This window comes from Mesorhizobium sp. NZP2298 (assembly GCF_013170825.1).
Classification (GTDB): domain Bacteria; phylum Pseudomonadota; class Alphaproteobacteria; order Rhizobiales; family Rhizobiaceae; genus Mesorhizobium.
The window spans coordinates 1,622,805-1,644,730 of sequence record NZ_CP033365.1; the positions used below are offsets into that span (position 1 = coordinate 1,622,805).

Here is a 21,926-nt window from a genome sequence, read left to right on the forward strand (position 1 = left end):
ATCGGAGGAAGTAAGCGTAATGAAGACCATCGCCAAACTGCTCTGCGGCGCCGCATTCGCGGCCGTCGCCATCGCGCCGGCATCGGCCAAGGACCTTAACAAGGTCGGCATCTCGGTCGGCCTGCTCGGCAACCCCTTCTTCGTCGCCACCATCAAGGGCATCGAGGACGCGGCCAAGAAGATCAACCCGAAGGTCGAGGTGACGTCGGTTTCGGCCGATTACGACCTCAACAAGCAGGTCTCGCAGGTCGATTCCTTCATCGCCGCCGGCGTCGACGTGATCATGCTCAACGCTGTCGACGCCAAGGCGATCGCACCGGCGGTGAAGAAGGCACAGGCCGCCGGCATCATCGTTGCCGCCTTCGACGTTTCGGCGCCGGGCGCCGACGTCACCGTGATGACCAACAACGTCAAGGCCGGCGAGGAAGCCTGCCAGTACCTGGTCGACCACACTGGCGGCAAGGGTGACTACGTCATCCTCAACGGCCCGGCGTCGTCGTCGATCCTGGAGCGGGTCAAGGGCTGCAAGAACGTGCTTTCGCAGCATCCCGACATCAAGATCCTCTCGGACGACCAGAACGCCGAAGGTTCGCGCGACGGCGGCCTGAAGGTGTTCCAGTCGCTGCTCACCCGTTTCGACAAGATCGACGCGGTGTTCGCCATCAACGATCCGACCGCGATCGGCGCCCAGCTCGCCGCCAAGCAGCTCAACCGCTCCGAGTTCATCATCACCGCGGTCGACGGCGCGCCCGACATCGAAAAGGAGCTCTCTTCCGGCACCTCGATGATCAAGGCCTCGGCCTCGCAGGACCCCTATGTGATGGCCGGTCAGTCGCTGACGATGGCGGCGGAGCTGCTCGCCGGCAAGAAGCCGGCGGAGGCAACCGTGCTGCTCGATCCCAAGCTGATCACCGCCGAGAACCTGAAGGACTACAAGGGCTGGACCGCGGCCCGCTGATCAGTCCGACACAGGCGCGGCCGGGTTGATCCGGCCGCGCCTTCCTCATCGCCGCCAACCCGGAGACGATCATGTCGCGCATCGGAATCCATTCTTTCGTCTGGTCGGCAAGCTCGGCGCAGGGCGAGCTCGAACGCACGCTGGCCAACACCAGGGAGGCGGGCTTCGACCTGATCGAATTCTCCTACCTCGATCCCGCCGATGTCGACATTGGCGGGCTTGCCAAACGTATCGCCGATCTCGGCCTCGGTGTGGCGATCAGCATCGGATTGCCTGGTGACGGCGACATATCGAGCGCCGACAAGGCGGTCGCCGCGCGCGGCGTCGAAATCCTCAACGAGACCATCGCACTGACGCGCGACCTGGGCGGCCGCAAGGTCGCCGGCATTCTGTCGGCCAGCCACGGCTTGCAGGTCGAAGCGCCGACGCGCGACCAATGGAGCCGCAGCGCCGGAACACTGGCCAAGGTTGCCGAGACGGCAAAGGCGGCCGGCGTCACGCTCAATCTCGAGATCGTCAACCGCTTCGAAAGCAATCTGCTCAACACCGCCGCGCAAGGGTTGGCCTTCATCGAGGACACCGGGTCGGACAACATCTTCCTGCATCTCGATACGTTCCACATGAACATCGAGGAGGCCGATCTCGGGCTGGCCATCCGCCATGCCGCGGCCAAGATCGGTTATGTCCATATCGGCGAAAGCCATCGCGGCTTCCTGGGCACCGGCAACATCGACTTCGCCGCGATCTTCGATGCGCTGACGGCAATCGGCTACGCCGACGATCTCAGCTTCGAATCCTTCTCCTCGGAGATCGTCGATGAGAACCTGTCGAAGAAAACCGCGATCTGGCGCAATCTGTGGACCGACAATATGGCGCTCGCCAAGCACGCGCGCGCCTTCATCGGTCTTGGGCTGGAAACGGCACGCCGCAAGGCCGAACTCGTCTCGGCCCGGCACAAACCGTAACGCGGGAACGGGCAGCAGGACGTCCCAAGCTGGATTGCCTGATGCGGAAACGCCGCTGGTTCTCCTGGTATTTGCATTGCTCCCGTCATGCGCATCGGCTATCCGACCTCTCGGACAGCAAAAGGAGCCCGGCATGACGAACAAGACGATCCTCAAATTCGGCCCCGTCGAACACGCGGAAGGCGGCGACCTGCCAGGCTGGATCGCGGTCGAGGGCCAGCCGACCATGCAAACCGCTGTCCAGCACACGACCGCGGACGGCAAGGTGATATCGGGAACCTGGCGGGCGTCGCCCGGCACCTATCACGCGACCTACACCGACTACGAGTTCGTGCACATGATCGCCGGCCGCATCATCATCACGCCGGACGGCGGCACGCCTGTCGAAGTGGGCCCCGGCGACGCTTTCGTCGTGGAAGCCGATTTCAAGGGAACCTGGAAGATCATCGAGCCGGTGACCAAGCATTTCGTGGTCAGGGTTGGCTGAACCAGCCTGATCGCAGTTGCAGCATGAGAGGCCCGCCATGGCGAACCATGGCGGGCTTTTCCTTGCCATATCGGTTTGGCGGCTTGCCTCGCTTGGAAAGGCGGACGCCAGTGCCTCTCATGACACGCCTTGCCATCGCATGATCCGTACAGAAGAGGACGATGCCTATTTCGACTACGTCATCGGCAAGGCCGAGCGTTGGAGAAGGCTTATGCGCCAGCTCATGAAGTCGTCCCGGGAAAACGGACATCGGCAACGGACCGCCGTTGCCGGAGCATGCTCGCGACCTATATCCGCTAGCGCATTTGTGATCGAACGGGACCCCAAACTGCCTGTCGCGGTGGAGGTAATCCGTTACGGTCGCGCCGCCCGCAGCGAGAGGATACCCGTATGACAAGGTTCAATTCCACGGTCAGGCTGATGGCCGTGACGGCCTTGATGGTTCTGCATCAAGGGTTGGCAATGGCGCAGATGCCTGCGCAGCAGGCGGACGCCAAGTCGTTCAAGCTTGGCGAGCTTGACATTATCGCCTTGCATGACGCCCAGTTCGTGAAACCAAATGATGGCACGACCTTCGGCCTCGATCACAGCCCCGCGGAAGTCGGCGAATTGCTCAAGGCCGCGGGGGCTCCGACTGACACCATCACGCTGAGCGTCGATGCCTTGCTGGTGAAATCAAAGAACAGCGTTGTGCTGATCGACACCGGGGTCGGCGGCGCGCTGCAGGACAGCCTGTCCAAGGCCGGGGTGAAAGCAGGTGACGTCAGCGAAATATTGATCACCCATTCTCACCCCGATCATATCGGAGGACTGGTCAAGGACGGGAAACTCGCTTTCCCCAACGCCACGATACGGATGTCGGACGTGGAGTGGAATTTCGCCAAGTCCAACGAGGCCGTGGCCGATATCGTCAAGGTGATCACCGATCACGTGAAACCGTTCAAGGCCGGCGCCCAGGTGGCCCCCGGCATTACCTCGGTAGCGCTCAAGGGCCATACGCCAGGCCATGTCGGCTATCAGATCAAATCCGGAAAGGAACGGCTTTTCGATATCGGCGATACCGTGCACAGTTCGATCCTCTCGCTTGCCAAGCCCGACTGGGCGGTGGCCTTCGACGGCGACAAGCCGGAGGCGGAGCACAGCCGGGCCAAGACTTTGGCGACACTTGCCAAGGACCACGAAATGATCTTTGCGCCACATTTCCCCTTCCCGGGTGTTGGCTATATCGAGAAAGACGGCGATCACTTCAAATGGGCGCCGAGCGACAAGCCTCGGTAGGCTTCTGGTCCTTGGTCGAAGAGGGCTATGGCGCGGTGACTTGGAGGGACAGCTGTCTGACCATTGGCGCGCTGGAGCAGCAAATCATCGCCTTCCGTCGAGAATGCGCCATCCGCGCGATCCCGGATTTGGGTTCGTGATGAAATAGACGTTGATGCCGGCTGACGCCAAGTTGTGCGGTCCAGGCAATCATATTCGGCTCGACAGTCGCCATGCGCGACAAACCCGATGTCGGGGCCCGCTTCTTTTTCAAAGGCGAGCCGCATTTCAGAATTTCATTTCTATCTAAATCTATAAATTAAGTGGAATTTAGTCCAACGCTCTTGGCCAGGGCGGGCAATCGAGGGGTTTGCCCTCTGTTCAAAAGGATTGAATGCCATGCGAAAACTGATTTCCGCCACCCTTGTCGGGTTTGCCCTGGCAGCCATTTCCGCTGCAGCGCACGCCGCCGACAAGAAAGTCGTCATCGCCTACCAGACCGGTGCCAACCCCTACAATCTCGGCATCGCCAATGGCGATCTTGCCAAGAAGACCGGCTGGGACATTGAGTTCCGCCGCTTCAACTCAGGTGCCGACATCTTTGCCGCCATCGCGTCCGGCGACGTGCAGATCGGGGACGTGGGATCGAGCCCGTTCGCCGCTGCCGTCAGCAAGGGCATCGACGTGAAGGCGTTCTACATTTCGTCGGTTTCTCGTGACGGTGAAGCCCTGGTGGTGCGACCCGAGATCAAGACGCCGGCCGAACTGCGGGGCAAGAAGCTCGCCGCCGCGCCGGTTTCCACCGACCACTACCAGCTTCTCGCCGTGCTCAAGCAGGAAGGCATTTCCGAGAAGGAAACCCAGGTCATCGCCATTCCGCAGCCAGAGATCGTCGCGGCCTGGAAGCGCGGTGACATCGATGGCGCCTTCGTCTGGGATCCGGCACTCTCCGAACTCAAGAAGAACGGCAAGGTCCTGCTCACGGCCGGCCAGGTTGCCGATCGTGGCGCGCCGACCTTCAGCGCGCTGGTCGTGACTGGCGATTTCGCCAAGGCCAATCCCGACTTCCTCGGCCAGTATGTCCGGCTGATCGACGGCTACACCACGTCCTATCTGGGCAACCCGGCCGCCTGGGGACCGGACTCCGAGAACGCCAAGGCGATCGCCAAATTGCAGGGCGGCACGGCGGCCGAGAATTCCGAACAGTTGAAGACGACTGTCGTTCCGCCGCTCGACGAGCAGGTGTCGGATAAATGGCTGGGCGGTGGCGACAAGAGCGCAGTTGCGAAGATACTCAAGGACACCGCGGGCTTCCTGAAGGATCAGAAGAAGATCACCACCATCAAGGACAGCTACGCAGCGGCCGCCGATCCGCAATACGCGGAGGCCGCCGGGGCCTCCAACTAGAAATCCCCGAACGACATTCGGTTCTGGCTGGCGGAAATCCCGCCAGCCAGGCTGCCTGGAGGCCACCATGCTTCGAATTCGCGACGCCAGTGTCACCTTTCCAGCCTCGGATGGCCAGGAGGTACACGCGCTCGATCATGTCTCGCTCGACATCGCCCCGGATTCCATCGTCGTCGCGGTCGGCGCTTCCGGATGCGGCAAGTCGACATTGCTCAACGCGATCGCCGGCTTCCTGCCGCTTACCGAAGGCTCGATCACGCTGGATGGAAAGGAGATTGTCGCGCCCGGCGGCGATCGGGGCGTCGTGTTCCAGAAGGATACCTTGCTGCCCTGGGCCAGCGTGCTGGACAATGTTGCTCTCGGCCTGAAATACCGAGGCGTGCGGCGCGGCGACCGACGTGAGCAATCACGACGCCTGTTGGATCTGGTCGGGCTCGCCGATTTCGCCGAAAAACCGCCCTACGAACTTTCCGGCGGCATGCGCCAGCGCGTCGGCATCGCGCGTGCGCTGGCCACCGATCCGAAGATACTGTTGATGGACGAGCCTTTCGGCGCCCTCGACAGCCTGACACGCGAGACGATGCAGCAGCTTCTGGCCTCGGTCTGGGCCAAGACCGGCAAGCAGATCCTGTTCATCACGCATTCCATCGAGGAAGCCCTTACGCTCGGCACGACCATCGTTGTGATGTCGCCTCGGCCCGGCCGTATCGTTGCTCGGTTCGACGCCGATTTCGTGCGCGAGTTCGCTGAGAGCGGCGACATCGGGCCAATCCAGTCCCACCCACGCTTCATCGAACTGCGTCAAGAAATCCGCTCGCTCATCCACCTGCCGGAAGGCGCCCGCAAAGGAACCTTGCAATGACGCTTGCCGCCAATTCGGGAACCTCATTTCCAGCTTCGACAACTCACAGCGCGCGGTCCGCTCGGCCACGCCGGTCGACATCGACAAGCACACTCGGCATCAGCCTGGTCACGCTGGCTGCGCTGATCGCGTTGTGGTTCCTCGCCGCGCATTTCGGCTGGGCCTCGCCGCTGTTCCTGCCTTCGCCCGCCGAGGTGCTGACCCAGTTCAGGGCCGTCTGGGCCGACGGTTATGCCAACGGCACGCTCCTCGACCACACGCTGGCAAGCCTTGGCCGCATCGCCGCGGCGCTCGGCGTTGGCATTTTTCTTGGCATTCCGCTTGGCCTGCTGATGGGGCTCAATCGCTGGGTCAAGGGCATCTTCAGCGTTCCGATCGACCTCTACTGGGGGCTGCCGCCCTTGGCCTACCTGCCGCTGCTGATCATCTGGCTGGGCATCGGCGAGACTTCCAAGATCGTGCTCCTGTCGCTGTCGACCTTTGCTCCGATCTGCTTTGCCGCACAGGCCGGTGTCAGGTCCGTGCCCATCGAACGGATCAATGCCGCACTGTCGCTTGGCGCCAGCCGCCTGCAGCTCTTCACCAGCATCATCCTGCCGTCCGCATTGCCGGAGATCATGACCGGCCTGAAGATCGCCATCGGCGCCGGCCTGTCGACGCTGGTCGCGGCCGAGTTGATCGCGGCCCAGTCGGGCCTTGGCTACATGATCATGTCGGCGGCCAATTTTCTCGCCACCGATGTCGTATTCGTCGGCCTCATCGTCATCGCCATCCTTGCTTTCGCCTTCACCAGCGGCATGCGCTGGCTGGAGCATCGCCTCATCCCCTGGAAGGGCAAGATCTGACGCCTGCCCTACATTCCACAGCCCTGAAGGAGCAACCCATGTCCAGCAACACCCGTCCGCTCGACCTCTACTGGTACCTGCCGACCCATGGCGATGGACCGTATCTCGGCACGGACGAACGGCACCGTCCGGCGACGTTCGGATATCTCAGGGAGATTGCCCAGGCCGCCGACCGGCTTGGCTTCAAGGGTGTGCTCCTGCCCACCGGGACGCGGTGCGAGGATGCCTGGATCGTGGCGGCGGGGCTGATCCCGCTCACCGAACGGCTCAAGTTCCTCGTGGCGCTGCGGCCGGGCAGCGGAACGCCGGCCCTGTTCGCGCGTCATGCGGCCACCCTGGACCGCATTTCCGGTGGTCGTGTCCTGCTCAATGTCGTCACCGGAGCCGACCCGGCCGATCTCGCCGGCGACGGCAACAAGCTCGGTCATGACGAGCGCTATGCGCAGACCGACGAGTTCCTCACCATCTGGCGGCGGATACTTTCGGGCGAGCCGGCTGATTTCGAGGGCAAGTATCTGTCCGCCCATGGCACCGACATTTCCTTCCCGCCAGTTCAGCAGCCCCACCCGCCACTGTGGTTCGGAGGCTCATCCGACGCCGGCATTGCGATCGCCGCCAAGCACGTCGACGCTTATCTGAGCTGGGGCGAGCCGGTGGACCAGCTTGCCGAAAAGATCGATCGCGTGAGGAAGGCCGCCGCGGCGCAAGGCCGGACGATGCGCTTCGGACTTCGCATTCATCTGATCGTGCGCGAAACGGAAGATGAGGCCTGGGCGGCGGCCGACCGTCTGATCAGCCATGTCACCGACGACCTGATCGCCGAAGCCCAGAACGGGTTCACCAATATCTCGGAATCCGTCGGCCAAAAGCGCATGTCGGCGCTTCATCAGGGGCGGCGCGACCGGCTGGTCGTCGGCCCGAATTTGTGGGCGGGACCCGGGCTGGTGCGCGGCGGTGCGGGAACGGCGCTGGTCGGCAATCCCGACAATGTCGCGGCGCGGATTCGCGAGTATCAGGACATCGGCATCGAGACGATCATCGCATCGGGCTACCCGCATCTGGAAGAGGCGTTCAACGTTGCTGAACTTCTTTTCCCCAAACTCGGACTAAGCGGTGAGGCCGCGCAAGCGGAGCGTAGCTGGGACGTCGAGTTCGGACGTGGAGTCCGCCCCCAAGCCGCCGCATCCGCTTCGTGATGTCGTGCTGCCCGTGATCTGGGCGCATGTGGACCGGCCAAAGGCCGGCCTTCACATCCTCCCGGGCCGCTGGAGTCATTCGCCGTGACGAAATTCCAGAGGTGGCTTGGCCAAGGCCGTCGTCCAAAGCTCTCGGACGCCAACCGATCAAAGCCTCCGTTCACCGCTCCAGGCAGATCGCCACACCCTGGCCGCCGCCTATGCAGAGCGAGGCCAGGCCCTTGCGGGCCTTGCGCCTCGTCATCTCGTGAAGCAGCGTCACCACGATGCGGCAGCCGGAGCCGGCCAGTGGGTGGCCGAGCGCTATGGCGCCGCCACTCATGTTTATGATCTCCTCGTTCCAGCCCATCTCGCGGTTGACCGCGATCGCTTGCGCGGCGAAGGCTTCGTTGATCTCCATGACGTCGAGCTCGGACGGCCGCCAGCCGGCCTTCTCCAGCGCAAGGCGCGACGCCGCGACAGGGCCCAGCCCCATATCCATCGGCTCGACACCCGCCGAAGCATAGGACGCGATGCGGGCGAGGGGCTTTAGCCCGAGTTCGTTCAACCGTGTCTCCGACATCACCAGCACGGCGGCGGCGCCGTCGTTGAGGCCGGAGGAGTTGCCGGCCGTGATTGTCCCCTCTCGCTCGAAGACCGGCTTCAGCCGGCCAAGCCCTTCGAGGGTGGTCGAGGGGTTTGGATGCTCGTCGCGGCCGACAATGACATCGCCTTGCGTGGTCTTTAAGGAGACAGGCACAATCTCATCGTCGAACCTTGCCGAGCGGATGGCGGCGTCGGCTTTCTCCTGCGAGCGCAGCGCGAAACGGTCCTGCTCATCGCGGATGATCTGGTAGCGCCGCGCCAGCGACTCGACCGTGACGCCCATATGGACCTGATGGAAGGCGTCCCACAGCCCGTCGGTGATCATCGAATCCTTGACGACCCGGTCGCCCATGCGCACGCCGCCGCGAACGCCTGGAATGAAGTGCGGCGCCGATGTCATCGAATCCTGGCCGCCGGCAATGACGCAATCGGCGTCGCCGCAGCGAATGGCCTGCGCGGCAAGGTGGATCGACTTCTGGCCGGCGCCACACACCTTGTTGACCGTCATGGCGGGGACGCTGACCGGCAGGCCGGCCTTGAGCGATGCCTGTCTTGCCGGGTTCTGCCCGGCGCCGCCGGTCAGCACCTGGCCCATGATCACTTCGCTGACGGCCCCTGGCGCAAGCCCGGTTTCGGCCAGCATCGCCCGAATGACCTGTCCGCCCAGTTCCGCCGCCGAAAGGCTGGCGAGCGCGCCATTCAGCTTGCCGATCGGCGTGCGTTTGGCCGCGACGATATACACCGCATCTTGCAATTTCCCGTCCTCCACCTTCGCGGCACACAGGCTGTGTTCACCGCTTGACATTCTGGTTATAACCAATAATCTGAAAGCAACATGCAGACAAGATGACGGCTTCGTGCCGGCCTGCATTCCGGGAGGAAATTTATGTCATCCGTGCTTTGGGCGCCGGCGCCGGCCGCGTTCGAATCGTCCAATCTTGCGCGCTTTTGCCGGGCCAACGGCTTCGACCCGCGCGACTACGAAACGCTGCATCGCTGGTCGGTCAGTGACACCGGCGCCTTCTGGCGGTCGGTGTGGGACTTTGGCCGCGTGATCGGCGATCCCGGCGCGCGATCTTTCCTGCGCGACGATCAGGCGCCGATGACGCAGAGCCGGTTCTTCCCCGACGCATCACTCAATCTCGCGGAAAACCTGCTGCGGGGCGACGATGATCGGGCCGCGGTCATCGAGGCGGACGAGAGTGGCCATTTCCGTACCTTCACCCTTGGCGAGTTGCGTCGGCGCGTCGCCAGGACGACGCAAGGCCTGCGCGCGGCCGGCGTGGCGAGGGGCGACAGCGTCGGCGGCATCCTGCCCAACCGCGTCGAAGGTCTCGTGGTACTGCTGGCGACGCTGTCGATCGGCGCCGTCTGGTCGTCCTGCTCTCCGGATTTCGGCGCCGCGGCGATCGTCGACCGCCTCGGCCAGATCGGCGTCAAGGTGCTGTTTGCCGCGCCGCGCTATCATTACGCGGGCAGGAAACACGACATCTCCGAGCGGCTGGCCGAGATCGTCGCTGCGATGCCGACCGTGACCACGCTGGTGTTGACCGGCGAGCCGGGCGCAAGGCCGGACTGCGCGGCGACTTGTCTCGCCTTCGACGATTTCGGCGGCGACGGCGCGCTCGCCTTCGAACGCGTGCCCTTCGACCATCCGGCCTATGTGCTCTACACCTCGGGCACCACGGGTGCGCCGAAGGCGATCGTCCACCGCACCGGCGGCGTGCTGCTCCAGCATCTGAAGGAGCATCTGCTGCACGGCGATGTTCGCCCCGGCGACGTGATGAGCTGGTACACCAACACAGCCTGGATGATGTACCATTGGCTGGTCTCGGGCCTCGCCTGCGGCGCGACCGTGGTGCTCTATGACGGCGCGCCGATCCTGAAGACCACTGATGGCCTCGACCCCAGTCCGCTGTGGACAATGGCGGAGCGTGCACGCGTCACCCATTTCGGCACCAGCCCGAAATATCTGGCGACGCTGGCCGCCGAAGGTTACGCGCCGGGACGGCTGCACGACCTGTCCTCGCTGCGCTCCCTGCTCTCAGCCGGCGCGCCGGTCTCTCCCAGCCAGTTCGACTGGGTCTACGCGCATGTGAAGTCGGACATGATCTTTGCCTCGATCTCGGGCGGCACCGAGATCATCGGCTGTTTCCTGCTCGGCTCGCCGATCCACGCCGTTCGCCGCGGCGAGCTGACCGTCAAAGGGCTGGGCCTCGCGGTGGCTGCCATGGACGAGCGCAACGCCCCGGTCATCGGCCGGCAGGGTGACCTGGTCTGCACCGAACCGTTCCCGTCCATGCCGCTGACCTTCTGGGGCAAGGACGGTGACGCGCGTTACCACGCCACCTATTTTGCCGCACGCCGGGAAATCTGGACGCATGGCGATGTCGCGGAGATGACGGCGCACGGCTCGGGGATCATCCATGGCCGTTCGGACACGACGCTGAAGCCAGGCGGCGTGCGTATCGGCACGGCCGAAATCTACGCCGCCTGCGAGACCTTCGCCGAGATCGAGGATTGCCTGGTCTTCGGCGCGCCGGTCGAAGGCGACGAAGAGATCGTGCTTTGCGTCAAGCTGAACGCCGGTTTGGGCCTTACGACCGAGCTTGCCGCGCGGATCCGCCGCGCCATTCGCGAGGGCGCTTCGCCGCGTCACGTGCCGCACCGCATCCATGCGGTGCAGGCCGTGCCCTACACGCTCAACGGCAAACGGGTGGAAGGGGCGGCGCGAACGACACTTGAGGGCAAGCCGGTGAAAAATATCGCTTCGCTCGCCAATCCCGCATGCCTGGAGGAATACCGAGCGCTCGACAGGAGCAAGGCGGCATGAGCCGAGCCAAGGGAGCGATCGTCGGTATCGGCGAGTTGAAGCCACTGCGCCTGACCAGCGGCGTGACGACGCTGGAGATGATCGCGGAGGTCTCGCGTCTGGCGGTGCTCGATGCCGGGCTGGAGCCGGCTGATATCGACGGGCTGCTGGTCGGGCCGCAGGTCGGCGAGACGCCGCAGCATGTTCCGGCGACGATTGCCGAATATCTCGGGTTGGCGCCGACCATGGCCAATGTCGTCGACCTCGGCGGCGCTTCGGGGGCAGGGATGGTCTGGCGCGCGGCGGCGGCGATCGAGGCCGGCATGTGCGAGACAGTGCTGTGCGTGCTCGCCAACAACCGCGAGGCGGCGGCGCCCCGCTCGCCCAACCGCAATCCGATCCGCGAGTTCGACGTGCCGTTCGGCGCCTCGGGCGCCAACATCTCTTACGCGCTGCTGATGCAGGCGCATATGGCGCTGCATGGCTCGACCGCCAGGGATTTCGCGCTGATCGCCGCCGCGGCGCGGGCCAATGCGCAGCTCAACCCCGACGCCATCTTTTTCGGCAAACCGGCGGATGTGGACGCCGTGCTGGCTTCGCCGATGGTCGCTTCGCCATTGCATCTCTACGAGATCGTCATGCCGGTCGCCGGCGGCGAGGCTGTGATCGTCACTTCGGCCGAACGTGCGCGCGCGCTGCCCAGAAGACCCGTGCATCTGCTTGGCGCCGGCGAGAAGGTCACGCATCGCGCGGTCAGTCAGGCGCCCAGCCTCACCTCCGGTCCGCTGAAGAGCGCCATGGCGCGAGCCTTCGCGCAGTCTGGCACAGACGCCAATGGGATGGATCTCCTGTCGCTCTACGACTGCTACACGATCATGGTCGCCACGACGATCGAGGATGCCGGGCTCTGCGCGCCGGGCGCGTTCGGCGCATGGCTGCGCGACCATGATCTTTCTCACCAAGGCGACAAGCCGCTCAACACCCATGGCGGCCAGCTCGGCTTCGGCCAGCCGGATCTTGCCGGCGGCATGACGCATGTCGTCGAGGCGGTGCGTCAACTCAGAGGCGAGGCGGCCGAACGCCAGATCGACAAGGCCGAGCTGGCACTGGTCACCGGCAATGGCGCGACGATGAGCGAGGCGACCGCGCTCGTGCTGGGAGCCGCCTGATGTCCGTCGATCTCGACACATTGAAAACCCCCGCTCCGACGATCACCGCGTCGACTCAGCCATTCTGGGACGCCGCGGCGCAAGGGCGGCTGAAAATCCAGCACTGCGAGGACTGCGACAAGGCCGTCTTCTATCCTCGCCCGATGTGCCCGCATTGCTGGAGCAAGCGCCTCGTATGGACGGAGGCGTCGGGCAGGGGCCAGCTGAAATCCTTTTCACAAGTGCACAAGCCGGGCCATCCCGGCTGGCTGCCGGCGGCACCTTACGTGGTTGGGCTGGTCGAACTGGCCGAAGGCCCGACCATGCTCAGCTTCATCTTGCCGGGCATGCGATCGCCCAAGGTGGGGGACGCGCTGTTGCTCGCGCCGACAGCCATAGGCGGCCGTGTCCTGCCGGCCTTCAAACCCGTCGAAACCGCAACAGAGGAGAAGCCGAAATGAGCACCGAGACGAAAGACGGCTGGGCAGGCGTGGTGAAGGGCCGTCCGCAGGTCGGCGCCTTTGCCGAACGCACGCGCCGCACGCGCATCAGCGACATTGAAGCCTTCACCGACATCACCGGTGACCGCAATCCGCTGCACTATGACCGCGCGCTGGCCGAGAAATCGGTGTTCGGCAAGCTGATCGTCCAGGGCGGCGTCACCTCGGGTATCCTCAATGCGCTGGTCGCCGAGGATCTGCCGGGACCCGGCACCGTGTTCCTCGAGGTCGCCTGGAAGTTCGTCAAGGCGGTTGGCGTCGACGAGGAGATCACCGGGCGCGTCGAGGTCAAGGAGGTGCGCCCCGACAAGCCGATCTGCAAGATCGAGACCAGCGTGCGCAACGGCCAGGGCGAGCTTTGTCTCACCGGCACGGCGACCGTGTTCACCGTTCCGCTGCAAGGCGCATGAACACGGTGGGCGACAGCCGGCTTGGCGTGGCGGCCGACTGCGAACGCTGGCGCGTTCTGTCGCTGCTTTGCCTGGCGGTCGTCCTGTCGCTGACCACCTGGTTTTCGGCGACCGCCATCCTGCCCGAACTGAAGCAGGAGCTTGCGCTCGGCCCTGGCGCCGAGGCCTGGCTGACCAATGGCGTTCAGGTCGGCTTCGTGATCGGTGCGCTGGCGGCGAGCCTCGTCAACCTTCCCGACCTGGTTCGGCTCAGCCGTCTCATGGCGGCGGCAGCAATGATTGCCGCGCTCGCCAATGCCAGCCTGCTGTTCCACCCCGATCCGGGCGGCGCCATCGCCGCGCGCATCGTTACCGGCGCGGCACTCGCCGGCGTCTATCCCCCGGCCCTGAAGCTGGTCGCAACCTGGTTCACGCGCGACAGGGGGCTGGCGCTCGGCGCGGTCATTGGCGCGCTGACCATCGGCTCGGCGCTGCCGCATCTGTTCCGCGCCGCCTCAGGCGCGCTCGACTGGCGGCCGGTGGTCGCCGCCGCCAGCCTGGCGACGGCCATCGGCGCGCTGCTGTTCCTGCTGTTTGCCAGGGAAGGGCCCTATCCCTTCGGCAAGGCGGTGTTCGAGCCGGCGCGCATCGGCCAGGTGTTTCGTGAAAAGCCGCTGCTGCTGGCCAATCTCGGTTATCTCGGCCATATGTGGGAACTCTACGCCATGTGGGCGTGGCTGCTTGCCTACACGCGCGCCGCTTTCGAAGCGCAGGCGATCGGAACAGCCGCCGCCGCTTCGCTGTCGACCTTCTTCGTCGTCGCCTCCGGCATGCTCGGCTGCCTGCTCGGAGGCTATCTGTCGGACCGCATCGGCCGAACGGCGACCACAGCCGGCATGATGATCGTCTCGGGGAGCTGCGCCCTGCTGATGGGCTTTCTGTTCACCGGGCCGCTCTGGCTGTTCATGCTGGTGGCCGTCGTGTGGGGCATTTCGGTGATCGGCGATTCCGCGCAGTTCTCCGCCGCCATCACCGAGCTTGCCGACCGCCGCTTTGTCGGCACGGCACTCTCGGTGCAACTCGGCGCCGGTTTCGCGCTGACGGTGCTCGCCATCTGGCTGACACCGCACTTTGCCGACCTCATCGGCGGCTGGCGCTGGGCCTTCCTGCTGCTGGTTCCCGGCCCGCTCCTCGGAGCCGTCGCCATGCTGTGGTTGCGAAACTTGCCGGAGAGCGTGAATATGGCTGGCGGCCTCCGTTAGGGAGGACGCTGCCGCTCCTTGAGTCGCGGCAAATGATTTTGCGGCGGGACCGAATGGAACAAACGACCAGAATGCGTGGGCGTCCTCGCTACGACCAGGAAGATGCCGGAGCCGCCGAGGCGTTCCGCTCGATCGGCTCCAAGGTCGAGCTCAACCGCGACGAGGCGGCACCGCTGTGGGTGCAATTGCGCAACCAGGTCGAGGAAGCCATCAACACCGGCCTGCTGGCGGCCAATTCGCGCATCCCTTCCGAGCAGGCGCTGTGCGACTTCTTCGGCGTCTCGCGTCCGGTCGTGCGCGCCGCGATCGGCTCGCTGTCCAGCGAAGGCCGCATCATCAAGATGCCGCGCAAAGGCATGTTCGTTGCCGCACCGCGCGAGCATGTCGACTTCATGACCGCCAATCTCGGCGTGTTCGACGACCTCACGGCGAAGGGCCACAAGGTCTCGACGCGCACGCTCGAGATCTACCGCTGCCCGCCGAACGAGAAGGAATCCAGCGTCTTCGGCATTCCCGCCAATGGCAGCGTGGTCCGCATCAGCCGCGTCTACATGACCGACGGCGCGCCGATCACCATGACGCGCATCAGCCTGCCGGGGCACCGGGTGCCCGGTCTCGAAAACATCCTGTCGGAAAACCAGTCGATTTTCGGCACCATCCGCGCGGTGTTCGGCCTGACGGTGAAGCGCGCCGACCGCTGGCTGCGCGCGGCCTTGCCCACCAAGGAAGAGGCCGAGCAGATGGGCGTTGCCGCCAACACGCCGCTGATCGAGATCGAGTCGATCGCCTATGACGCGGACGGCGCGGCGCTCGAATATTACGAGGCCTTCTACAACTCCTCCGTCGCCCGCATCCACATGGCGGTCGAGCAGCCGTCGGCGACGGTGAACGGTGTCGATCGCACCTGAATCACATCCGTGAAAAAGAATCCGTTTTCTGGTTATAACCAGATTGACGGACCCGGGAAGCTTCTGTAACGTCCTTGTCATGGGGTCGGGAGGAGCCTGACCCTGGAGGCATTATCAGGATCGATCGGCTTGCGACGCCGCCTTGGCGGCGAGGGGAAGATTTTGCCCGCGTGCAAGCCTGGTCCCGATGGAGGATCTGCGTGGATTACCGGTCGCAATTCGACCTGACGGGCGAGGTTGCCGTCGTCACCGGCGGCGCCAGCGGCATCGGCTTGGAGGCCGCCAAGGCGCTTGGCACTTGCGGCGCGCGCATCGTCCTTCTCGACATGAATGCGCAAGGGCTGAAGGCCGCCGCCGACGAACTCACGGCGGCCGGTGTCGCAAGCATCGACGGCCGCGTGCTGGACGTCACCGATCCGCAAGCCGTCGAGGCGATGGCCGCCCGGATCGTCAGCGATTTCGGCCAGGTCGACATACTGGTCAACAGCGCCGGCATCGCCCGCCTCAACACCGCGCTCGACACATCGGACGAGGAATGGCGCCTGGTGATGGATGTCAACGTCAACGGCGTCTACTGGGTCTCACGCGCTTTCGGCCGCTCGATGGTCGCCCGCAACAAGGGCTCGATAGTCAATCTCGGTTCGATGTCGGGCCTGGTCATCAACCGTCCGCAGACCGCGCCCTCCTATATGGTGAGCAAGGGCGCCGTGCACATGATGACCAAGGCGCTCGCCGTCGAATGGGCGAAATCGGGCGTTCGCGTCAACGCCCTGGCGCCGGGCTATGTCGGCACCGAGATGACGCTGAAAATGCGCGAGCGTCCGGAACTCTTCAACACCTGGATCGACATGACGCCGATGGGCCGGCTCGGCGAGCCGCACGAGATCGCTTCGGCGATCCTGTTTCTCGCCTCGCCGGCGTCGAGCTACGTCACCGGCGCGATCCTGTCGATCGATGGCGGCTACACGGCCTGGTGACGGGCCGAGCAAGGATTGGAATATCGCATGACCGTTTCGGACCTAGAGGCACGCCAGGCAATCATCGATGCCTGCCTCAAGATGAACGCGCTGGGCATCAACCAGGGCACCTCAGGCAATGTCAGCCGGCGCCATGGCGAGGGCATGCTGATCTCGCCGACCAGCACGCCTTACGATAGGCTGGTGCCCGAGGACATCGTCTTCATGGCCTGGGACGGCGAGATTGACGGGCGCCTGCCGCCGTCGAGCGAATGGCGTTTCCATCTCGACATCATGAAGGCGCGGCCCGAGGTCAACGCGGTCGTCCACGCGCATCCGAACTATTGCACGACCATCGCGATCATGGGCAGGAAGATACCGGCGATCCATTACATGGTGGCGGTCGCCGGCGGCAGCGACATTCGCTGCGCCCCTTACGCCACCTTCGGCACGGCGGAGCTTTCGGCGCATGCGGTGGAGGCGCTGCGCGACCGCAAGGCCTGCCTGCTCGCACAGCACGGCATGATCGCGGTCGGTTCCAGCCTCAGCCAGGCGATGTGGCTGGCGGTAGAGGTGGAAACGCTGGCGCGGCAGTATCACGGCGCCCTGCAGATCGGCGAGCCGCCGATCCTGTCCGAGGAGGAGATCGAGAACGTCATCAGGCGCATGGCCAGCTACGGCCTGCGCGACAAGGAGGCTGCTGCCTGAGCGGCGGCCATCTGGCACAATCCTCCGGGAAGGCCCGGAGCGATCAACAAGGGAGGAAATGAAATGACCGGATCAATGAGAGGCCTCGTCAAGGCGCTCGCTTTGGGGTTGGCGGCGGCTTGCAGCCTGGCTGCCATCTCAGGCGCGAGTGCCGAGGAACTGTCGCTCAAGGGCAAGCGCATCGGCGTCTCCGCCATCGGCACGGACCACTATTGGGACCTGATGGCGTTCCGCGGCATCCAGGACCGTGTGAAGGAGCTCGGCGGCGAAGTGATCGCGCTCGACGCCGGCCGCAAGGACCAGCAGCAGATCGCGCAGCTGCAGACGCTGATCGCGCAGAAGCCCGACGCCATCATCGAGCAACTCGGCAATCTCGAAGTGCTGAACCCGTGGCTGCAGAAGATCCGCGATGCCGGCATCCCGCTGTTCACGGTCGACACCGCGACGCCGCACGCCATCAACAACACCACGTCCAACAACTACAACATCGGCGCCGAGATCGCGCTGCAGATGGTCGCCGACATGGGCGGCAAGGGCAATGTGCTGGTCTTCAACGGTTTCTACAGCGTGCCGGTCTGCAAGATCCGCTACGACCAGCTGAAATATGTGCTGACTTCGTTCCCGGATGTGAAGATCGTCGAGCCGGAACTGCGCGACGTCATCCCGAACACCGTGCAGAGCGCCTATTCCAACGTGACGGACATGCTGACCAAGTCGCCCGAGAAGGGCTCGATCGGCGCGGTGTGGGCCTGCTGGGACGTGCCGCAGATCGGCGCCACGCAGGCGGTCGAGGCCGCCGGCCGCAACGAGGTCAAGACCTATGGCATCGACGGCAGCCCGGAAGTCATCAAGATGGTGATGGATCCGAAGTCGTCGGCAGGCGCGGTGGCCGCGCAGCAGCCTTATGAAATCGGCAAGACATCGGTTGACAATGCCGCCAGATATCTTGCCGGCCAGAAGGTTGCGCCCTTCACCTTCGTGCCCGCGGTGCTGATCAACAAGGAAAATGCCGCGGAAAAAGGAAAGCCGTTCCTCGACGCCGCCGAAAAGGCAGGCGTTAAATAGGCGGAACGAAACGGCGGGCAGCCATCTCCAGGGAAATGGCCGCCCGCCACCATCAACCAGGATTGACGGCCATGCAGACAGCAAAGCGTGAAATTGCTGTATCGATGACGGACATATCGAAGCGGTTCGGCCCGGTGCGGGCGCTGGAAAACGCGAACCTCGAGATCGCGCGCGGCTCGATCCTCGGCCTTGTCGGCCAGAACGGCGCCGGCAAGTCGACGATCATCAAGGTGCTGGCCGGCATCATCAGGCCGGACAGCGGCACCGTGGTCATCAATGGCGAGACCGTGACCTCGCTGTCGCCGGCATCTGTGGAAAAGCTCGGCGTGCATTTCATCCATCAGGACAGGCTGCTGGTGCCGACCGCGACGGTCGGCGAGGCGGTGTTCCTCGGCCACGAAATCGGCCTCGGCCCGTTCGTCAGCCGCCGCGCCATGGAGCGCAAGGCGGGCGATCTGCTGAAGCGGTTCTTCGGCATGGAATTGCCGGCGGGAACCCTGGTCAAGGACCTGACCACGGCACAGCAGAAAGTGGTGCAGATCACGCGGGCGCTGGCGCAGAAAGCGTCCGTGCTGGTGCTCGACGAGCCGACGGCGGCGCTGGTCAAACGCGAGGTGGACAGCCTGTTCGATGTGCTGCGCCGGCTGCGCGACGACGGCATCGCCGTGGTCTTCATCTCCCACTACATGCAGGAAATCGAAAAGCTCTGCGACCGCGTCACCGTGATGCGCAACGGCACCGATGTCGGTACGGTCGACCCGCGTGAGACATCGATCGACGAGATCATATCGATGATGATCGCCCGCGATGTCGGCGAGATGTTTCCCAAGCGTTCGGTCACGTTGGGCGCGCCGGTGCTCGAAGTCGCCAATCTGCGGCTCGGCGGGAGCTTCGAAAACATCGGCTTCAACGTTCGCGCCGGCGAGATCGTCGGCCTCACCGGCCTCCTCGGATCCGGCGCCAAGGAGATCGTGCAGTGCCTGTTCGGCCTCAAGACCGCCGAGGGCGGCTCGATCAAGGTCGAGGGCAAGCAGCTGTCGCTGTCGACGCCGGTCAAGGCAGTTCGTGACGGCATCGCCATGCTGCCGGAGGATCGTCGCGCGCACGGCGTGGCGCTCGGCCTGTCGGTACGCGAAAATATTTCGCTGGCGAGCCTGCGCCGCTATTCCAGAAGCGGGCTGGTCAGCCGCAACAGCGAGAACCAGGCGGTCGACGGACTGATCAGGGAATTGTCGATCAAGACGCCGCATCGCGACGCGCTGGTGCGCGAACTCTCCGGCGGCAACCAGCAGAAGGTGGCGATCGCCAAATGGCTGAGCTGCCAGTCGCGGGTCTATGTGCTTGACGAGCCCACGGTGGCTGTCGATGTCGGCGCCAAGGTCGAGATCTACAATCTGCTGAACCGCCTGGCGGGCGAGGGCGCGGCGATCCTGCTTCTGTCGTCAGACCTGCTCGAACTGGTCGGCGTCTGCGACCGGGTGCTGGTCGTCTATCGCGGCCGGCTGGCCGGTACCTTCTCCGGTACGGCGATGAACAGCGATGCGTTGCTCGCGGCCTCGTCGGGCGCGCGCTCCAACGCTGACGGGGTGGCGGCATGAGCGCGACAACTGTCCACGCCCAGGCCGGCGTGTCCGACCAAGCCAGCGCCACAGGCAAAAGTGCTGGGCGGCGGTTCGCCACCCTCGTCGTGCGGCTCGGCGCGATTGCCGCTTTCGCCGCGATCATGGCCTATTTCGTCGTCTTTGCGCCGGGCTTCACCTCGACCTTCAACCTGATCAACGTCGTCGAGCAGTCGGCGATCCTGGGCGTGCTCGCCTATGGCATGACTTCCGTCATCATCGGCGGCGGCTCCGATGTCACCGAAGGCGGCATCGACCTGTCGATCGCCGCCAATATGGGGCTGTGCGCCGCCGTCTACGCCACGCTGCTGTCGATGGGCTATGGCGACTTCCTTTCGGTGCTGGCGGCCATCGCCGTCGGCATGGCGGTCGGCGCGCTGAACGCCCTTGCGGTCGTCGGTCTCGGCATCCTGCCACTGCTGGCGACGCTTGCCGTGCTCAACGTCGCCGCCGGCATGGAACTCACGCTCACCCAGAACACGGTCGTCGGCGCATCCTCCCCGCTGCTCGGCTTCCTGGTCTCGGGCAGTTTCCTCGGCATCTCCGCGCTTGCCTGGGCGCTGATCGTCTTCTCCGCGATCATGATCGTGATCGTTCACGGCACCGCCTTCGGGCTTCGGCTCTACGCGGTCGGCGGCCATCCCGAGGCCGCGCGCGCGGCCGGTCTCAGCGTGCCGTTCTACGTGTCCTTCACCTATGTGCTGAGCGGCTTCTGCGCGGCGGTGGCGAGCGTCCTCACCGTTTCGCGGCTCTCGGCCAGCACGCCCGGTTCCGGCGAACTGCTTTTGTCGGTGCTGGCGGCGGCGCTGCTCGGCACCGTCTTTTCCCGCCGCTTCGTGCCGACCATGGGCGGCACGCTGCTCAGCGTGCTGTTCATCGGCCTGCTCGCCAACGGCTTCCAGTTGCTCAACGTCTCGAGCTACTGGGTCAACGGCGTGCAGGGAGCGCTGATCCTGCTGGTGGTGGCCATCACATCCTTTGCCCGCGGCTCGGAGGGTTCACGATGAGCGTCTCGGCCAACGACAGTCCCAAGATGAGCCTGCGCGCCTTCCTTGCCAAATACAGCGTGCTCATTGCTTTTGCTGCAATCGTCATCTTCTTCGCGATGGCGAGCCCGACCTTCCTGACACCGGCCAACCTCTTCAACGTGCTGGTCAACAATGTCGTCATGCTGGCGATCGTGGCGCTCGGGCTCACGATCGTCATATCGTCCGGCGGCATCGATCTTTCCGTCGGCGTGTCCGTCGACATGGCCAGCATGGTCTTCGTCATGCTGCTCGCCGCCGGCTATAGTGGCGTGGTCGGCGTCGGTGGCGGCCTGGGTGCTGCCCTGGTCGTCGGCATCCTCAACGCCATCCTCATCACCTGGCTCAACATCAGCCCGTTCTTGGCAACGCTTGGCGTGCTGTTCATAGGCCAGAGCACACAGCAGCTCGCCACCAGCGGCGGCCAGCCGATCTACCTCACCAGCGGCTATGCCGGCGACCAGTTCAACGCCATTGCCCGCACCGCTCTGTTCGGCGTGCCGACACCGGTGATTGTGCTGATCGTCTCGGCCATCGCGGTTCACGTCCTGCTGCACCGCTCTGTCTTCGGCCGCTATGTGCAGGCGATGGGCGCGCAGCCGGGCGTAGCCTGGTATTCCGGCATCCGCGTGCCGCGCGAATTGTCGATGGTGCATGTGCTGTGCGCGCTGCTGGCGGGCGTCACCGGCATCCTGCTGTCGGCAACGGTCAAGTCCTACGTGCCGCTGTCCGGCAACGCCTTCCTGCTCGACGCCATCGGCGCCACCTTCATCGGCACGACGCTCAGCCGCGAGCGCAAGCCCTCGGTGATCGGCACGCTGCTCGGTGTCCTGCTGCTTGCCATCGTCAAGAACGGGCTGCTCCTCGTTGGCTGGAATTTCTACTGGCAGCAGGTCGGCATCGGCGTGCTGGTCTTCCTGGTGCTCGCCGTGAGCTTCGGCCTGCGCCGCGCCACCCATTGAGTTCGACCAC

At 64.7% G+C, this 21,926-nt stretch carries 21 protein-coding genes; 20 read left to right on the forward strand and 1 reads right to left on the reverse strand.

Translation table 11 applies throughout. The annotated features are described in order from the left end of the window. Window positions 1-19: 19 nt before the first annotated feature. From EB231_RS07875 to ssuD, 8 genes are all read left to right on the forward strand, one after another. A complete protein-coding gene (locus EB231_RS07875; RefSeq protein WP_140772521.1) occupies window positions 20-958 on the forward strand; it encodes an ABC transporter substrate-binding protein in 939 nt (312 codons plus the stop codon). A gap of 71 nt (window positions 959-1,029) precedes the next feature. Further along, window positions 1,030-1,923, forward strand: coding sequence for a sugar phosphate isomerase/epimerase family protein (locus EB231_RS07880; protein WP_172348314.1), 894 nt, complete (start codon window positions 1,030-1,032; stop codon window positions 1,921-1,923). Window positions 1,924-2,056: 133 nt separating this feature from the next. Beyond that, on the forward strand, window positions 2,057-2,410 hold the full coding sequence (locus EB231_RS07885; protein ID WP_172348315.1) for a cupin domain-containing protein: 354 nt from the start codon (window positions 2,057-2,059) through the stop codon (window positions 2,408-2,410). Window positions 2,411-2,800: 390 nt separating this feature from the next. Continuing rightward, on the forward strand, window positions 2,801-3,688 hold the full coding sequence (locus tag EB231_RS07890; RefSeq protein WP_172348316.1) for an MBL fold metallo-hydrolase: 888 nt from the start codon (window positions 2,801-2,803) through the stop codon (window positions 3,686-3,688). A gap of 378 nt (window positions 3,689-4,066) precedes the next feature. Beyond that, window positions 4,067-5,074 (forward strand): taurine ABC transporter substrate-binding protein, encoded by a 1,008-nt coding sequence (gene tauA, locus EB231_RS07895; RefSeq protein ID WP_172348317.1) that lies wholly within the window; start codon window positions 4,067-4,069, stop codon window positions 5,072-5,074. A gap of 67 nt (window positions 5,075-5,141) precedes the next feature. Continuing rightward, window positions 5,142-5,936, forward strand: a complete 795-nt coding sequence (locus tag EB231_RS07900; protein WP_172348318.1) for a taurine ABC transporter ATP-binding protein — start codon at window positions 5,142-5,144, stop codon at window positions 5,934-5,936. Then, window positions 5,933-6,781: an ABC transporter permease subunit gene (locus EB231_RS07905; RefSeq protein WP_172348319.1), complete on the forward strand. Its 849-nt coding sequence runs from the start codon at window positions 5,933-5,935 to the stop codon at window positions 6,779-6,781. The genes EB231_RS07900 and EB231_RS07905 overlap by 4 nt, the downstream gene beginning before the upstream one ends. Window positions 6,782-6,819: 38 nt before the next feature. Further along, window positions 6,820-7,977, forward strand: coding sequence for an FMNH2-dependent alkanesulfonate monooxygenase (gene ssuD, locus EB231_RS07910; protein ID WP_172348320.1), 1,158 nt, complete (start codon window positions 6,820-6,822; stop codon window positions 7,975-7,977). Window positions 7,978-8,137: 160 nt separating this feature from the next. Here the strand turns inward: ssuD and EB231_RS07915 are convergent, their stop codons facing one another. Beyond that, on the reverse strand, window positions 8,138-9,367 hold the full coding sequence (locus EB231_RS07915; protein ID WP_281411431.1) for an acetyl-CoA C-acetyltransferase: 1,230 nt from the start codon (window positions 9,365-9,367) through the stop codon (window positions 8,138-8,140). 81 nt (window positions 9,368-9,448) lie between these two features. On the opposite strand from EB231_RS07915, the gene EB231_RS07920 reads away from it, so the two are divergent. The 12 genes from EB231_RS07920 (at window position 9,449) to EB231_RS07975 (ending at window position 21,916) form a co-directional block, all read left to right on the forward strand. Continuing rightward, a complete protein-coding gene (locus EB231_RS07920; RefSeq protein WP_172348322.1) occupies window positions 9,449-11,395 on the forward strand; it encodes an acetoacetate--CoA ligase in 1,947 nt (648 codons plus the stop codon). Continuing rightward, the gene (locus EB231_RS07925; protein WP_172348323.1) at window positions 11,392-12,543 is read left to right on the forward strand and encodes a thiolase family protein; all 1,152 of its coding nucleotides are present in this window, start codon (window positions 11,392-11,394) and stop codon (window positions 12,541-12,543) included. The genes EB231_RS07920 and EB231_RS07925 overlap by 4 nt, the downstream gene beginning before the upstream one ends. Next, window positions 12,543-12,983 carry a Zn-ribbon domain-containing OB-fold protein gene (locus EB231_RS07930; protein WP_172348324.1) on the forward strand — a complete coding sequence of 147 codons (441 nt, stop codon included), beginning with the start codon at window positions 12,543-12,545 and terminating at the stop codon, window positions 12,981-12,983. The genes EB231_RS07925 and EB231_RS07930 overlap by 1 nt, the downstream gene beginning before the upstream one ends. After that, complete coding sequence (locus EB231_RS07935) at window positions 12,980-13,432, forward strand: MaoC family dehydratase (protein ID WP_172348325.1); 453 nt, start codon at window positions 12,980-12,982, stop codon at window positions 13,430-13,432. The genes EB231_RS07930 and EB231_RS07935 overlap by 4 nt, the downstream gene beginning before the upstream one ends. Beyond that, window positions 13,429-14,673, forward strand: coding sequence for an MFS transporter (locus EB231_RS07940; protein WP_172348326.1), 1,245 nt, complete (start codon window positions 13,429-13,431; stop codon window positions 14,671-14,673). Before EB231_RS07935 ends, EB231_RS07940 begins: the two co-directional genes overlap by 4 nt. Window positions 14,674-14,744: 71 nt before the next feature. Further along, window positions 14,745-15,581, forward strand: coding sequence for a GntR family transcriptional regulator (locus EB231_RS07945; protein ID WP_056577120.1), 837 nt, complete (start codon window positions 14,745-14,747; stop codon window positions 15,579-15,581). A 200-nt stretch (window positions 15,582-15,781) separates the two neighbouring features. Next, window positions 15,782-16,558 carry an SDR family NAD(P)-dependent oxidoreductase gene (locus EB231_RS07950; RefSeq protein ID WP_172348327.1) on the forward strand — a complete coding sequence of 259 codons (777 nt, stop codon included), beginning with the start codon at window positions 15,782-15,784 and terminating at the stop codon, window positions 16,556-16,558. A 27-nt stretch (window positions 16,559-16,585) separates the two neighbouring features. Next, the gene (locus EB231_RS07955) at window positions 16,586-17,245 is read left to right on the forward strand and encodes an L-fuculose-phosphate aldolase (protein WP_172348328.1); all 660 of its coding nucleotides are present in this window, start codon (window positions 16,586-16,588) and stop codon (window positions 17,243-17,245) included. A gap of 63 nt (window positions 17,246-17,308) precedes the next feature. Next, window positions 17,309-18,310: a sugar ABC transporter substrate-binding protein gene (locus EB231_RS07960; RefSeq protein ID WP_206681896.1), complete on the forward strand. Its 1,002-nt coding sequence runs from the start codon at window positions 17,309-17,311 to the stop codon at window positions 18,308-18,310. 71 nt (window positions 18,311-18,381) lie between these two features. Then, window positions 18,382-19,908: a sugar ABC transporter ATP-binding protein gene (locus EB231_RS07965; RefSeq protein WP_172348329.1), complete on the forward strand. Its 1,527-nt coding sequence runs from the start codon at window positions 18,382-18,384 to the stop codon at window positions 19,906-19,908. Further along, the gene (locus EB231_RS07970; protein ID WP_172348330.1) at window positions 19,905-20,936 is read left to right on the forward strand and encodes an ABC transporter permease; all 1,032 of its coding nucleotides are present in this window, start codon (window positions 19,905-19,907) and stop codon (window positions 20,934-20,936) included. The genes EB231_RS07965 and EB231_RS07970 overlap by 4 nt, the downstream gene beginning before the upstream one ends. Further along, on the forward strand, window positions 20,933-21,916 hold the full coding sequence (locus tag EB231_RS07975; RefSeq protein ID WP_172348331.1) for an ABC transporter permease: 984 nt from the start codon (window positions 20,933-20,935) through the stop codon (window positions 21,914-21,916). The genes EB231_RS07970 and EB231_RS07975 overlap by 4 nt, the downstream gene beginning before the upstream one ends. Window positions 21,917-21,926: the final 10 nt, after the last annotated feature.

What these genes read in the sequence shown, in the direction of transcription:
- EB231_RS07875 (WP_140772521.1), top strand. Translation starts at nt 20, where the DNA reads ATGAAGACCATCGCCAAACTGCTCTGCGGCGCCGCATTCGCGGCCGTC.
- EB231_RS07880 (WP_172348314.1), top strand. Translation starts at nt 1,030, where the DNA reads ATGTCGCGCATCGGAATCCATTCTTTCGTCTGGTCGGCAAGCTCGGCG.
- EB231_RS07885 (WP_172348315.1), top strand. Translation starts at nt 2,057, where the DNA reads ATGACGAACAAGACGATCCTCAAATTCGGCCCCGTCGAACACGCGGAA.
- EB231_RS07890 (WP_172348316.1), top strand. Translation starts at nt 2,801, where the DNA reads ATGACAAGGTTCAATTCCACGGTCAGGCTGATGGCCGTGACGGCCTTG.
- tauA (WP_172348317.1), top strand. Translation starts at nt 4,067, where the DNA reads ATGCGAAAACTGATTTCCGCCACCCTTGTCGGGTTTGCCCTGGCAGCC.
- EB231_RS07900 (WP_172348318.1), top strand. Translation starts at nt 5,142, where the DNA reads ATGCTTCGAATTCGCGACGCCAGTGTCACCTTTCCAGCCTCGGATGGC.
- EB231_RS07905 (WP_172348319.1), top strand. Translation starts at nt 5,933, where the DNA reads ATGACGCTTGCCGCCAATTCGGGAACCTCATTTCCAGCTTCGACAACT.
- ssuD (WP_172348320.1), top strand. Translation starts at nt 6,820, where the DNA reads ATGTCCAGCAACACCCGTCCGCTCGACCTCTACTGGTACCTGCCGACC.
- EB231_RS07915 (WP_281411431.1), bottom strand. Translation starts at nt 9,367, where the DNA reads ATGTCAAGCGGTGAACACAGCCTGTGTGCCGCGAAGGTGGAGGACGGG.
- EB231_RS07920 (WP_172348322.1), top strand. Translation starts at nt 9,449, where the DNA reads ATGTCATCCGTGCTTTGGGCGCCGGCGCCGGCCGCGTTCGAATCGTCC.
- EB231_RS07925 (WP_172348323.1), top strand. Translation starts at nt 11,392, where the DNA reads ATGAGCCGAGCCAAGGGAGCGATCGTCGGTATCGGCGAGTTGAAGCCA.
- EB231_RS07930 (WP_172348324.1), top strand. Translation starts at nt 12,543, where the DNA reads ATGTCCGTCGATCTCGACACATTGAAAACCCCCGCTCCGACGATCACC.
- EB231_RS07935 (WP_172348325.1), top strand. Translation starts at nt 12,980, where the DNA reads ATGAGCACCGAGACGAAAGACGGCTGGGCAGGCGTGGTGAAGGGCCGT.
- EB231_RS07940 (WP_172348326.1), top strand. Translation starts at nt 13,429, where the DNA reads ATGAACACGGTGGGCGACAGCCGGCTTGGCGTGGCGGCCGACTGCGAA.
- EB231_RS07945 (WP_056577120.1), top strand. Translation starts at nt 14,745, where the DNA reads ATGCGTGGGCGTCCTCGCTACGACCAGGAAGATGCCGGAGCCGCCGAG.
- EB231_RS07955 (WP_172348328.1), top strand. Translation starts at nt 16,586, where the DNA reads ATGACCGTTTCGGACCTAGAGGCACGCCAGGCAATCATCGATGCCTGC.
- EB231_RS07960 (WP_206681896.1), top strand. Translation starts at nt 17,309, where the DNA reads ATGACCGGATCAATGAGAGGCCTCGTCAAGGCGCTCGCTTTGGGGTTG.
- EB231_RS07965 (WP_172348329.1), top strand. Translation starts at nt 18,382, where the DNA reads ATGCAGACAGCAAAGCGTGAAATTGCTGTATCGATGACGGACATATCG.
- EB231_RS07970 (WP_172348330.1), top strand. Translation starts at nt 19,905, where the DNA reads ATGAGCGCGACAACTGTCCACGCCCAGGCCGGCGTGTCCGACCAAGCC.
- EB231_RS07975 (WP_172348331.1), top strand. Translation starts at nt 20,933, where the DNA reads ATGAGCGTCTCGGCCAACGACAGTCCCAAGATGAGCCTGCGCGCCTTC.